Source organism: Streptomyces sp. NPDC001663 (assembly GCF_042893105.1).
Lineage (GTDB): Bacteria > Actinomycetota > Actinomycetes > Streptomycetales > Streptomycetaceae > Streptomyces.
In genome coordinates this window covers 308,697-321,982 of record NZ_JBIAUR010000005.1, presented here as the reverse complement: position 1 = coordinate 321,982, position 13,286 = coordinate 308,697, and the positions used below count along the sequence as shown (strand labels likewise).

9 protein-coding genes are annotated in these 13,286 nt (G+C 69.8%); 5 read left to right on the top strand and 4 right to left on the bottom strand.

Annotated elements, in window-relative coordinates; translation table 11 throughout:
* Positions 1-130 precede the first annotated feature (130 nt).
* The 4 genes from tatA (at position 131) to ACFY1L_RS18415 (ending at position 5,281) form a co-directional block, all read left to right on the top strand.
* Entirely contained in the window at positions 131-418 is a 288-nt protein-coding gene (gene tatA, locus ACFY1L_RS18430) for a Sec-independent protein translocase subunit TatA (protein ID WP_388824692.1), read from the top strand.
* Between the two features lie 47 nt (positions 419-465).
* Entirely contained in the window at positions 466-1,425 is a 960-nt protein-coding gene (tatC, locus tag ACFY1L_RS18425; protein WP_388824689.1) for a twin-arginine translocase subunit TatC, read from the top strand.
* A 31-nt stretch (positions 1,426-1,456) separates the two neighbouring features.
* A complete protein-coding gene (locus ACFY1L_RS18420) occupies positions 1,457-2,347 on the top strand; it encodes a diacylglycerol kinase (RefSeq protein ID WP_388824686.1) in 891 nt (296 codons plus the stop codon).
* 72 nt (positions 2,348-2,419) lie between these two features.
* Positions 2,420-5,281 (top strand): DEAD/DEAH box helicase, encoded by a 2,862-nt coding sequence (locus tag ACFY1L_RS18415; protein ID WP_388824683.1) that lies wholly within the window; start codon positions 2,420-2,422, stop codon positions 5,279-5,281.
* 275 nt (positions 5,282-5,556) lie between these two features.
* Here ACFY1L_RS18415 and atzF read toward each other — a convergent pair whose 3' ends face one another.
* The 4 genes from atzF to ACFY1L_RS18395 are packed head-to-tail and all read right to left on the bottom strand — an operon-like array spanning position 5,557 to position 12,162.
* Positions 5,557-7,206: an allophanate hydrolase gene (atzF, locus tag ACFY1L_RS18410; RefSeq protein WP_388824680.1), complete on the bottom strand. Its 1,650-nt coding sequence runs from the start codon at positions 7,204-7,206 to the stop codon at positions 5,557-5,559.
* Between the two features lie 14 nt (positions 7,207-7,220).
* Entirely contained in the window at positions 7,221-10,733 is a 3,513-nt protein-coding gene (locus ACFY1L_RS18405; RefSeq protein ID WP_388824677.1) for a 5-oxoprolinase/urea amidolyase family protein, read from the bottom strand.
* A complete protein-coding gene (locus ACFY1L_RS18400) occupies positions 10,730-11,341 on the bottom strand; it encodes an urea amidolyase associated protein UAAP2 (RefSeq protein ID WP_388824674.1) in 612 nt (203 codons plus the stop codon). The genes ACFY1L_RS18405 and ACFY1L_RS18400 overlap by 4 nt, the downstream gene beginning before the upstream one ends.
* Positions 11,338-12,162 carry an urea amidolyase associated protein UAAP1 gene (locus ACFY1L_RS18395; RefSeq protein WP_388824671.1) on the bottom strand — a complete coding sequence of 275 codons (825 nt, stop codon included), beginning with the start codon at positions 12,160-12,162 and terminating at the stop codon, positions 11,338-11,340. Before ACFY1L_RS18395 ends, ACFY1L_RS18400 begins: the two co-directional genes overlap by 4 nt.
* 188 nt (positions 12,163-12,350) lie before the next feature.
* On the opposite strand from ACFY1L_RS18395, the gene ACFY1L_RS18390 reads away from it, so the two are divergent.
* The gene (locus ACFY1L_RS18390) at positions 12,351-12,977 is read left to right on the top strand and encodes a TetR/AcrR family transcriptional regulator (protein ID WP_388824668.1); all 627 of its coding nucleotides are present in this window, start codon (positions 12,351-12,353) and stop codon (positions 12,975-12,977) included.
* The last annotated feature ends 309 nt before the right edge of the window (positions 12,978-13,286 follow it).

The following is a 13,286-nucleotide window of genomic DNA, read 5'->3' as shown; positions in this document are numbered from 1 at the left end:
AGTACGCACGGGGATTGCCTCACGTTTACCCCTGAGCGTTACGATCGCTGCCAGCACGGTCGATCGGACGTATGTCCGACCGGTCGGACAGCACCCCACCCCAGCCGCCTCGGTGAGAAGGTAAAGACTTATGTTCGGAAGGCTCGGCGCCCCCGAGATCATTCTCATCCTCGTCGTCGTCATCCTGCTGTTCGGCGCGAAGAAGCTTCCCGACATGGCGCGCTCGCTCGGCAAGTCCGCCCGCATCCTCAAGAGCGAGGCGAAGGCGATGAAGGAAGAGGGCAGCAGCACGGCCACCCCGGCCGGCCCGCCGAACAACGGCGAGCAGCCCCCTGCCCAGCGCACCATCCAGGCCGCCCCCGGCGACGTGACCAGCTCGCGCCCGGTCACCGAGCCGACGGACACCACCAAGGCCTGATGCAGGGCCGGATTCTTCCGGCCTGCCGCACGAGATGAGGACGTGGGTTGCCCAAGTCTGCCCGCAAGCAGGAGAAGGATCCCGAGGGGCGGATGCCCCTTGCGGACCACCTTCGTGAGCTCCGCAACCGGCTCGCGAAGGCGATGCTGGCCATCGTGATCATCACGGTCGTCGCCGCCTTCTTCTACAACGACATCATCAACTTCCTCACCAAGCCGATCCTCGACTCGGTCGGCTGTGGGAAGACGTTCGAGGAACTGGCGAACGCCGCCAAGAACAGCGACAACGGTCAGCAGTGCGCGCGGATCACGATCAACGGTCTGCTCGCGCCCTTCACGCTCGCCCTGCAGGTCTCGCTGATGGCGGGCGTCGTGTTCGCCTCGCCGATCTGGCTGTACCAGCTGTGGGCCTTCGTCGCCCCCGGCCTGCACCGCAACGAGAAGAAGTACGCCTACGGGTTCGTCTTCACCGGTGTCCCGCTCTTCCTCGGCGGTGCCTTCTTCGCCTACCGGGTGCTGCCCACCACGGCGAAGGTGCTGATCGACTTCACACCGAACGGCGTGGACAACCTGCTGCCGCTGGACGATCTGCTCCAGCTGGTCACCCGCATGGTGATCGTCTTCGGTCTCTCCTTCGAGCTGCCGCTGCTGCTGATCATGCTGAACCTGACCAGGGTGCTCACCGGCAAGCGGATGCTCGGCTGGTGGCGCGGCATGATCATGGGCATCACGGTGTTCGCGGCGATCGCCACGCCCAGCACCGACCCCATCTCGATGCTGGCCCTCGCCGGACCGATCTGGGTGCTGTACTTCGGCGCCGTCGCCTTCTCGCTGATGAACGACAGGCGCAGGCGCCGCCGCGAGGAGGAGGGCCCCGCCGACGACGAGGCCTCCGACCTGGACCTCACCCCCGAGGACATCGGCGAGGTGGAGACCGTCGCCGCGAGCCGGGCACTGCCCGAGCAGGCGAGCACGGACCGGGTCAACGGTTATGACGACGTGACCTGACGAGCGGGCGGCAGCTCGTAGGGTCACTCCCGTGACCAGCGAGATCACCCTCTTCGTCAACCCCACCGCGGGCCGCGGCCGGGGCGCCCACGCGGCGCAGCCGGCCGCTTCCGCTTTGCGCGCGGCGGGCTTCGCGGTACGTACGGTCTCCGGCGAGAACGCCGAGGAGGCCTTCACGCGCGCGCGTGCCGCCGTCGCGGACGGGACCGGTGCCCTGGTCGCCGTGGGCGGCGACGGCATGCTCAACCTCGCCCTCCAGGCCGTCGCCGGCACCGCCACCCCGCTCGGTCTGGTCGCCGTCGGCACCGGCAACGACTTCGCCCGCGCCCTCGGCCTTCCGCTGCGGGACCCGGCCGCCGCGGGCCGCGTGCTCGCCGATGCCCTCAAGGAGGGCCGGCTGCGGGACATCGACCTCGGGCAGGCGGACGGCCACTGGTTCGGTGCCGTTCTCGCCTCCGGCTTCGACTCCCGCGTCAACGACCGCGGCAACCGCATGCGATGGCCCAAGGGCCGACTGCGCTACGACCTCGCGATGCTCGCCGAACTCGCCGCCTTCCGCCCGTTCCCGTACCGGATCACGCTGGACGACGGCGACGTCCAGGAGGTCGAGGCGACGCTGGTGGCCGTCGGCAACGGGCCGTCGTACGGCGGCGGCATGAGGATCTGCCCCGGTGCCGATCTCACCGACGGACTGTTCGACGTGACCGTGGTCGGGGACTGCGGCCGGGCCACGCTGCTCAAGGTGTTCCCGTCGGTGTACCGGGGGACCCACGTCGAGCACCCCAAGGTCACCGTGTTCCGGGCGGCGAAGGTCGAGCTGGCCGCCGAGGGCATCACCGGGTACGCGGACGGGGAGCGGCTCGGGCCGCTGCCGCTGACCGCGCGGTGCGTACCGGGTGCGCTGCGGGTCGTGGGTCCCTGAGACCGCTCGTATGACCGGTCGTAGGCCGTTGAGCTGCGTAAAGCCCAGGTTTCCAATTGGCTGATCCGGATAATGATCGTCCTGTTGTCAGTGGGGCCCGGTACGCTCGAAAGCACGATGACAGAGGACCTCTCACCGGCCGAGCGGTACGCGGCAGCTCGTCTGCGGGCAGCCGAGCAGGCCACCGCGCTCGCGGGCTTCCGCGAGATGTACGACTTCGGCCTCGACCCCTTCCAGATCGAGGCCTGCCAGGCACTCGAAGCGGGCAAGGGCGTCCTGGTCGCGGCACCCACCGGCTCCGGCAAGACGATCGTGGGCGAGTTCGCCGTCCACCTCGCCCTGCAACAGGGCAAGAAGTGCTTCTACACGACACCCATCAAGGCGCTGTCGAACCAGAAGTACGCCGACCTGTGCCGCCGTTACGGCGCGGACAAGGTCGGCCTGCTCACCGGCGACAACAGCGTCAACTCCGAGGCGCCGGTGGTCGTGATGACCACCGAGGTGCTGCGGAACATGCTGTATGCCGGGTCGCAGACGCTTCTCGGGCTCGGTTATGTGGTCATGGACGAGGTGCACTACCTCTCCGACCGCTTCCGGGGCGCCGTATGGGAAGAGGTGATCATTCACCTGCCCGAGTCCGTGACCCTTGTCTCGCTGTCGGCGACCGTCTCCAACGCCGAGGAGTTCGGCGACTGGCTCGACACCGTCCGCGGTGACACCGAGGTGATCGTCTCCGAGCACCGGCCCGTGCCGCTGTTCCAGCACGTGCTCGCCGGGCGGCGGATGTACGACCTGTTCGAGGAGGGCGAGGGCAGCAAGAAGGCCGTCAATCCCGATCTGACGCGGCTTGCCCGGATGGAGGCCAGCCGGCCGTCGTACCAGGACCGGCGGCGCGGGCGTGCGATGCGCGAGGCCGATCGGGAGCGGGAGCGTCGGCAGCGGTCTCGGGTGTGGACGCCCGGGCGGCCCGAGGTCATTGAACGGCTCGACGCCGAGGGGTTGCTGCCCGCGATCACTTTCATCTTCAGCCGGGCTGCTTGTGAGGCCGCCGTTCAGCAGTGCCTGTACGCCGGGCTGCGGCTCAACGACGACGAGGCCCGGGGGAAGGTGCGGGCGCTCGTCGAGGAGCGTACGGCGTCGATTCCGACCGAGGATCTGCATGTCCTCGGGTACTACGAGTGGCTCGAGGGGCTTGAGCGGGGGATCGCGGCCCATCACGCGGGGATGCTGCCGACCTTCAAGGAGGTCGTCGAGGAGCTGTTCGTGCGGGGGCTGGTGAAGGCCGTCTTCGCCACCGAGACGCTGGCTCTGGGCATCAACATGCCTGCGCGGTCCGTGGTGTTGGAGAAGCTCGTCAAGTGGAACGGTGAGCAGCACGCGGATATCACGCCGGGTGAGTACACGCAGTTGACGGGGCGTGCGGGGCGTCGGGGTATCGACGTCGAAGGTCATGCGGTTGTGCTGTGGCAGCGTGGGATCAGTCCTGAGCATCTGGCGGGGCTGGCCGGTACGCGTACTTATCCGCTGCGGTCCAGTTTCAAGCCGTCGTACAACATGGCGGTGAATCTGGTCGAGCAGTTCGGGCGGCATCGGTCGCGGGAGTTGCTGGAGACGTCGTTCGCGCAGTTCCAGGCTGACAAGTCGGTCGTTGGGATTTCGCGGCAGGTGCAGCGCAACGAGGAGGGGCTGGAGGGCTACAAGGCCTCCATGACCTGCCACTTGGGCGACTTCGAGGAGTATGCGCAGCTGCGGCGGGAGCTCAAGGACCGGGAGACCGAGCTGGCGCGGCAGGGGGCGGCGGAGCGGCGGGCCGAAGCGGCGGTTGCGCTGGAGAAGCTCAAGCCGGGGGATGTCATCCATGTGCCGACGGGCAAGTACGCAGGGCTGGCGCTGGTGTTGGACCCGGGGCTGCCTGCCGGGCGGTCCAATGGGCATCGGGGATTCGAGCATCATGACGGGCCGCGGCCGCTGGTGCTGACGGCGGAGCGGCAGGTCAAGCGGCTGGCTTCGATGGACTTTCCGGTGCCGGTCGAGGCGTTGGAGCGGATGCGGATTCCGAAGTCGTTCAATCCGCGGTCGCCTCAGTCGCGTCGGGATCTTGCGTCGGCGTTGCGGACCAAGGCCGGACACATTCCGCCGGAGCGGGCGCGGAAGAGGCGGTCGCAGGCTGCCGATGACCGGGAGATCGCGCGGTTGCGTACGGCGCTTCGGGCGCATCCCTGTCATGGGTGCAGCGATCGGGAGGACCATGCGCGGTGGGCCGAGCGGTATCACCGGCTGCTTCGGGACACCTCGCAGCTGGAGCGGCGTATCGAGGGGCGGACGAACACGATCGCTCGGACGTTTGACCGGATCGTGGCGTTGCTGACCGAGCTGGACTATCTGCGGGGGGACGAGGTCACCGAGCACGGGAAGCGGCTCGCGCGGCTCTACGGGGAGCTCGATCTGCTGGCCAGTGAGTGCTTGCGGGCGGGGGTCTGGGAGGGGCTTGCGCCTGCGGAACTTGCGGCTTGTGTCTCGGCGTTGGTGTACGAGGCGCGGGTCGGGGACGATGCGATGGCGCCGAAGCTGCCGTCCGGGAAGGCCAAGGCTGCGCTGGGGGAGATGGTGCGGATCTGGGGGCGGTTGGATGCCCTCGAGGAGGACTTCCGGATCACTCAGACCGAAGGGGTGGGGCAGCGGGAGCCGGATCTCGGGTTCGCCTGGGCCGCGTATATGTGGGCCTCGGGGAAGGGGCTGGACGAGGTGCTTCGGGAGGCGGAGATGCCGGCCGGGGACTTTGTGCGGTGGTGCAAGCAGGTGATTGATGTGCTGGGGCAGATTTCGGCGGCGGCGCCTGTGTCCGGTGGGGATGGGGCGACGGTGGCGAAGAATGCGCGTAAGGCGGTTGATCTGCTGTTGCGGGGGGTTGTGGCCTACTCGTCGGTGGGGTGAGTTGTTCGGCGGGTGCGGGTGCGGGTGCGGGTGTGTCGTGGCTGGGCGCGCCGTTCCTCGCGCCCCTGGTGCCTGCGGCGCAGCTGCCCGGTCGGTGGGGGTTCGTCCAGCGCCTGCGGTGGGTTGGGGGTCGGGGCCGCGCCGGGGGGTGTCCGTCCTCGGTCGGGCGGGTGCCGTCTGGCTTAGTTGTGCTCGGTGGTGGACGCCCGCCGCTGCGGGCGGACACCCCCCGGCACGTCCCCTTCCCGCCGTACGCGGCTTGCCGGTTCCAACGGCTAGCGGTTCAGATACGCTCGCCAGCCTCCGTACGATGTGATGTCCTCGGCGTTTGTCAGGGCCGACGGCTCGCAGAGGAAGCCGGGGGTTCGCGTGTCGTCGGAGAGTTGCACGCTGCCCAGCGCCATGGGGTGGGGGAGGGTGGCCAGCAGGCGGCCGAGGCCCTCTGTCGGGAGGCGCCAGACCTCCGCCTCGATCTCGGCTCCGCCCTCGCCCACGTACACGAGCCCTGGCTTGGGCGGTTCTGTCGGCAGCGCGTGCAGTCTGTATACCGGCGCCGTTGTGGTCGTCTGGTCCAGGCGGGCACCCAGTGCCAGGAGTTGGGGGTTCAGGGGCTGGCCGGTCAAGTGGGCTCCTACCACCGTCAGTTGGGTCTCCGGGCGGAGCAGTTCGGCGATTCTTGCCAGGCGGTCGTCCGTGAAGGCCGGGCCTATCAGCATGACGCCGAAGGGGAGGGCGTTCACCTCGCCGGCCGGGACTGCGAGTGCTGCCAGGTCGAAGAGGTTCGTGGAGTTGGTGAAGCGGCCCAGGCGGGCGTTGGTGCCCAGGGGGTCGGCGGCTACCTCAGCGAGGGTCGGGTGGCCGGGTGCGGTGGGCAGCAACAGGGCGTCCGCGTCCGCCAGTTCGGCCAGGGCGCGGGTGCGGAGGGTCGCCAGGCGGTCCTGGTCGGCGTAGAGCTGGTGGGCCGGGATGTCGCGGGCTCGGGTGATGATGCCGGTGACTGTGGGGTCCAGGCCGTCGGCTTCTGCTGCGATCGCCTTGTCGATGAAGCTTCCCACTGCCGTGTAGCGCTCGGCTACGAATGCTCCCTCGTAGAGCATGGCCGCCGCCTCGGTGAAGGGGGTCAGGTCGAGGGGACGGATGTCGGCGCCTGCCGAGTGCAGCTGCTCTACCGCCGTCTCGTATGCCTCGGCCCAGCCCTCGTCCAGTTCGCCGAGTTGGTCTCGGGGTGGGACCGCTATGCGCCATGGGCCCGGTGTGCGCTGGGGGAGGGGTGGGAGTTCGCGGGTCGGTGGGGAGGTCATGAAGGACAGTGCCTGTTCGGCCTCCGGGAGGGTGCGGGCGAAGACCGTTACGCAGTCGATCGAGGCGCAGGCCGGGACCACGCCTGTGGTCGGGACCAGGCCTCGGGTCGGTTTGACGCCGACTATGCCGTTGAAGGCTGCCGGGACCCGGCCCGAGCCCGCCGTGTCCGTGCCGAGCGCGAGGTCCACGATGCCCAGGGCCACCGCTACCGCCGAGCCGGAGCTGGAGCCGCCGCTGATCCGGGACGGGTCATGGGCGTTGCGTACTGCGCCGTGGGGGGAGCGGGTGCCCACCAGGCCCGTCGCGAACTGGTCCAGGTTCGTCGTGCCCAGCACGATCGCGCCGGCGCGGCGGAGGCGGGCCACCACCGGTGCGTCGGACTCGGGCTCGTAGGCGTATGCCGGGCAGCCCGCGGTCGTGGGCAGGCCGGCCACGTCGATGTTGCCCTTCGCCGCGAACAGGTGCCCGGCGAGGGGGAGTCGGTCGCCTGCCGCCACGCGGGCGTCGATCGCTCGGGCCTCCGCCTCCACGTCCGGCTGGGGGCGCAGGTCGATCCAGATCTCGGGGCGGTCCACCGCCTCGATACGGGCGTAGGCGGCACGGACACGGGAGAGAGCGGACATTGCTTGTTCCTCTTTCAGTTCGCGGCCGGGGCCAGCACGACCAGTGCCGTTCCCGCCTCCACCTGGTCGCCCGGCCTTGCCAGGATCTCCGTCACCACTCCGTCCATCGGTGCGTGGACTCTCGATTCCATCTTCATCGCCTCCAGGGCCAGGAGCGGCTGTCCTGTCGTCACCTCGTCGCCCGGCGATACGTTCAACTGCCACACAGAGGCTGCGAATTCGGCCTCTATCAGGCGGCCGCCCGGCGGGATGGTCACTGCCGCCGGAGGCGCTGCCGGTGCGGACGCCGCCTCTGCCCGGGTGAACTCGCCCGCCGCCTCCCAGGCGTCCCGCTCGGTCGCGAAGGCCGTCTGCTGGCGGGTCCTGAACTCCGCTATGGAGTCGGCCTGTTCGGTGAGGAAGGTTTGGTACTCGGCCAGCGAGAAGGTGCCCTCTTCGATGTGCGGGACGAAGCGGCCGGATGTGATGTCCGCCCGCAGGTCGAGGAGTTCATCCGCTTCCACCGGGTACCACTTGATGCGGTCGAAGAAGCGGAGCAGCCAGGGAGACCCGGGCTCGAACGCGCCGCGCTGCTGCCAGCCCGACCAGACCTGGGTGGTACGGCCGACGAACTGGTAGCCGCCCGGGCCCTCCATGCCGTAGATGCACAGATAGGCGCCGCCGATGCCGACCGAGTTCTCCGCCGTCCAGGTGCGGGCCGGGTTGTACTTCGTCGTCACCAGGCGGTGGCGGGGGTCCAGGGGTGTGGCCACCGGGGCGCCCAAGTACACGTCTCCCAGGCCCAGTACGAGGTATTCGGCTTCGAAGACCGTGCGGTAGACGTCGTCGACGGAGTCGAGGCCGTTGACTCGGCGGATGAACTCGATGTTCCAGGGGCACCAAGGGGCGTCGTCGCGGACACCGGCCATGTAGCGGGCTATCGCCTCGCGGGTCGCCGGGTCGTCCCAGGAGAGGGGGAGGTGGACCGTGCGGGAGGGGACGACCAATTGGTCGGTGGGTGGGAGTGTGGATGCGATCTCCCGTACGACAGTGAGGAGTTCGTGTTGTGAGAGGCGGTTCGGGTCCGTCTGGATCTGGAGGGAGCGGATGCCCGGGGTGAGGTCCGTGATGCCGTCGGGGCCCTCCTGCGCCACCGCCTCCATCAAGGCGTGGACCCGCATGCGGAGTGCCAGGTCGAGCTGCATCGGGCCGAATTCGACCAGCAGGTTGTCGTCGCCGCTTCGGCGGTACGTGACGTCGCCGTCCCGGGCCAGTACGCCGCCGTCCACGATCTCGGGTCGCGGTGAACCGTCCACCTCCACCGGGGCGAACTTCACGGTGTCGCCCGGTCGCAGCTGGCCCAGTTTCCAGCGCTCGCCGCTCAGGACCGTCGCCGGGCAGACGAAACCGCCGAGGGACGGGCCGTCCGGGCCGAGCAGTACCGGCATGTCGCCGGTGTAGTCGACGGCGCCGACCGAGTACGGGGTGTCGTGGATGTTGGACGGGTGCAGGCCCGCCTCGCCGCCGTCGGTGCGTGCCCAGCGCGGCTTGGGGCCGACCAGACGTACACCGGTGCGGGCCGAGTTGAAGTGGACCTTCCAGTCGGCGGCGTAGAAGTCGTGGATGTCGTCCTCGGTGAAGAACTCCGGTGCGGCGTGCGGGCCTTCGACCGCGCCGATGTGCCAGACCGAGGAGAAATCCGGGCGGTCCTCCAAGGGCACCGGGGTGCCGTCGGCGACCGTGCCGCCGTGCAGTACGTCGCCCGTGCGCAGGGCCCGGCCGCCGTGCCCGCCGAAGCGGCCCAGCGTGAACGTGCTCGCGCTGCCGAGGAAGGCGGGTATGTCGAGGCCGTCGGCGAAGAGTACGTAGGTGCGCAGGCCGTGTTCCGTGGGTGCGCCGATCTCCAGCACGGCACCTGCGGGCACCGTCACCGGCTCCCACTGCGCGGCCGGCACGCCGTCGACCGTGACCTCGGCCGGGGCGCCCGTCACGCATACCGTCGTCGGGTGCGTGAACCTCAACGTCGGCCCCTGGAGGGTGCATTCGAGGCCCGGTGCGCCCTCGGGGTTGCCCAGCGCGCGGTTGCCGAGCCGGAAGGAAAGGTCGTCCATCGGGCCGGACGGGGGTACGCCGACCTGCCAGTAGCCGGTGCGGCCCGGCCAGTCCTGCACGGTGGTCAGGGTGCCACCGGAGACGACCTCGATGCGTGGGGTCGGGTCGGTGACGTGTGCGAGGGTCGCCGTGGAGTGGGTGGCCGTTCGGAAGTCGTGGTCGGTGAGCGCCGCCCGGACCAGGCCCAGGTTCGTCTCGATGCCGTCGACTCGGGTGCGGGCCAGCGCCTCGTCCAGTCGGCGCAGGGCGTGGGCGCGGTCGGGGCCGTACGCGATGACCTTCGCGAGCATGGGGTCGTACGACGTCGTCACCTCCGTGCCGGTCTCCACCCAGCCGTCGACCCGCACTCCCGGCGGGAACTCGACCCGCGTCAACAGGCCGGCGCTGGGCCGGTGTTCGCGTGAGGGGTCCTCGGCGTAGAGGCGCGCCTCGACGGCGTGGCCGCGGGGTGGGCCGGGGTTGCGTACGACGTCGGACTCGCCGCGGGCCAGGCGCAGCATCCAGGCGACGAGGTCGACGCCGTAGATCTCCTCGGTGACCGGATGTTCCACTTGGAGGCGGGTGTTGACCTCCAGGAAGTACGCCTCCTCGCGGGCGGCGTCGTAGACGAACTCGACGGTTCCGGCGGAGCGGTAGTCGACCGAGGCGCACAAGTCGCGGGCGGCTGACGTGAGTTGGTCGCGCACATGGGAGGGGAGCCCGGGTGCCGGTGCCTCCTCCAGGACCTTCTGGTTGCGGCGCTGGAGGGAGCAGTCGCGGTCGCCGAAAGTGACGACCCCGCCCTCGCCGTCACCGAAGACCTGCACCTCGACATGGCGGGCGTGCTCGACCAGGCGCTCCAGGAAGACGCCGGCGGAGGAGAAGGAGGCGGCGGCCACGCGCTGCACGCGGTCCCAGGCGTCGGTCAGTTCGTCGGCCGATCGACATGCCGACATGCCGATGCCGCCGCCACCGCCGGTCGCCTTGAGCATGACGGGATAGCCGATCGCCGATGCGTGTGTGAGGGCCTCGTCCAGCGACGCCAGCAGGTCCGTCCCGGGTGCCAGTGGCACTCCTGCCGTCCGGGCCGCCGCGCGTGCCGTGTGCTTGGCGCCGAACAGCTCCAGCTGCTCCGGCGTCGGGCCCACGAACACGATTCCGGCGTCCTCGCAGCGGCGCGCGAAGGCCGCGTCCTCGGAGAGGAAGCCGTAGCCGGGGTGGATGGCGCCCGCGCCGGTGTCCTTGGCCGCCTTCAGCACCAGGTCGGTGTCGAGGTACGACTCCTTGGCGGGCGCCGGGCCGAGCCGTACCGCCTCGTCGGCGAGCCGGACGTGGGGTGCCGAGCGGTCCGGGTCGGAGTAGACCGCGACCGTGCGCAGGCCGAGTTCGCGGGCGGTGCGGATGATCCGTACGGCGATCTCGCCCCGGTTGGCGACCAGCAGCTTCTCGAAGCTCATGCGTCGTCCCCCGGGGCGGCGGACTCGATCGTCATCTCCACGGCCGTCGGCTCGAAGCCGTTGCAAGGGTTGTTGATCTGCGGGCAGTTGGAGACCAGGACCAGGACGTCGCGCTCGGCGCGCAGGGTCAGTTTCAGGCCCGGGGCCGAGATGCCGTCGACGATGCCGAGGGTGCCGTCCTTCTCGACCGGCACGTTCATGTACCAGTTGATGTTGGAGACCAGGTCGCGCTTGCCCAGGCCGTAACGGGCGCCCTCCGCAAGGAAGTTGTCCACGCACGCGTGCTGCGACCAAGTGTGGTGGCCGTACCGGAGGGTGTTCGACTCCTTGGAGCAGGCGCCGCCGACGGTGTCGTGGCGGCCCACCTCGTCGTCGACGACGGTCATGAGCGGCGTGTGCTCGTTGCTCATCAGCACGCTGCCCGTGGTCAGGAAGATGTTGCCCTGCGCGTGGATGGTGTCGGGCGCGCTGTAGCGGACCGACGTGTCATGGGCGTCGTAGACGAGGAAGTCGACGGCCTGGTTGCCGTGCAGGTCGGTGATGGTCAGCGTCTGGCCGGTGCGGATCACGGACGACCAGGCCGCCCGGGCCGGAACCACGGTCTTCATGCGAGCCCCCTCGCGGCAAGGAATTCGGCGGTGTTCAGGAACGCGCGGCGGCCCTCGGGTGTGGCCTCCCACAGCGGGTCGCCCGGTGCGGTCGGCGCGGCGCGCCAGGCGAGCACCTCCAGCGGGGTGCTGACGTAGTCGGGGCGTGGGTCGGCCGGGTGCGGCACGTTGGCGATCAGGACGGTCAGGTCCTGTTCGGCGCGCAGGGTGACGCTGCCGCCGGGGCCGGACGAGCCGGTGAAGTGCAGGCTTCCGTCCTCGCGCACCTCGACGCCCTGGAAGAAGGAGAGGGACGGCGGCAGGTCGCGCGGCTCAAGGCCGTTCTTCGCGGCCGCCAGCTTCAGCAGCTCGCGCCCGGCGGGCGAGGCGGACTGCGGGGTGCCGTCGCCGTACCGCTCCGTGTTGCGTACGAGGCTGGAGGTGCCGCACAGGGCGTCGTGCCGGCCCGAGGTGTCGGTGACGACGCTCGCGAGCACGCGGCCCTGGTCGGACAGGAGCAGCTGCCCCTCGCCGAGGTAGGCGTTCCACTGGACCTTCACCGTGTCGGCGACGTTCAGCCGCTCCCAGGGCCGGTCCGCCACGTACAGCAGCAGATGGGCGCAGGCGTCGCCGCGCAGGTCGGTGAGGCGCAGCTCCGTGCCGCGGGCCAGCACGCGGTGGGTGTAGTTGCCGCCCGCCACCGTCTCGGCCCACACCAGATGGCCCGCCTCGCAGGGCGGGTCCGGCCAGTCGGCGGACGGCACGACGGGCATGGCCTCGGCGCGCGTGCCCTCCTGGGCGCGTGCGTGGTCGCGGGCTCCGTACGTGGTCTCTGTCGCCATCGCGGGACCTCCGGCTCTGGGTCGTCTCTTCGGGTCGTCGTCTCTTGCGGGGTTATTTCTGTCGCTCGACAGAAATTAAGAGGCGGTCGGGTCGCCGGGATTGCCCGCGTGTTGCCGGTCGGTTACCGCCCCCTCACCGGGTTCACCCTGAGATCGCCATAACCAGGTGATATGCGAGGATCGAACGCATGGGAACGACAGGTGGGCGCCGCGTCGGCAGGCCGCGGGCCGCGCAGCGGCCGGACAGCGGACTCTCGCCGCGCGACGAACTGCTCGCGGCCGCCGCCGAGTTGTTCACCACCCGCGGCTACGCGGCCACCACCACCCGCGCGGTCGCCGAGCGCGCGGGCATGCGGCAGGCCTCCATGTACCACTACGTCTCCGGCAAGGAGGAGCTGCTCGCCGAGCTCCTGGAGTCCACGGTCACGCCCTCGCTGACGTACGCCCGTGAACTCCTCGCCGACGACGCGACCGAGCCCGAGGACCGGCTGTGGGAGCTGTGCCGGACCGACGTGGAGCTGCTGTGCGGCGGCCCGCACAACCTCGGCGGCCTCTATCTGCTGCCCGAGGTGCGCGCCGAACGCTTCGCCGGCTTCCATGCCGTGCGCGCCGAACTCAAGGACGCCTACCGGCAGTTGCTCGCCGCCACCACCGCGGGCGGGGCGCTGGCGAAGAGCGAGCTGGATCTCCGTACGGACCTGCTGTTCGGGTTGATCGAGAGCGTGATCCTCGTGCACCGCTCCGATCCCGAGCGCCCCGTGTCGGTGTTCGCGGAGGCTACGGCGGACGCGGCCCTGCGGATCGCGGGCGTCTGAACTGCCCTTACGGAGGCGTCCGGAGGCCGATCTTCACCCGTCACGGTGAGTGGTATTCGTACGCCCATACGCTGTGACGCGCCGTGTGCGAGTGGGACCTGAGCGTGTAAATGAGGCCGAGCGTACTCCCTGCGGCAGCCCCGTTTCAGGTGCTTGCTGAATATGACACGGCGATGATCCGGTCGGACTAAGCTCGCCCGCAGCGCACCGAGTTGAGGCGTATTCGTGCGCTTGTTCCCAAAAATACCGAAGATCCTGCGCAGTCCCATGCGTACCCCACTTGCAAGCTCCCCAGACACCCAGCCGATC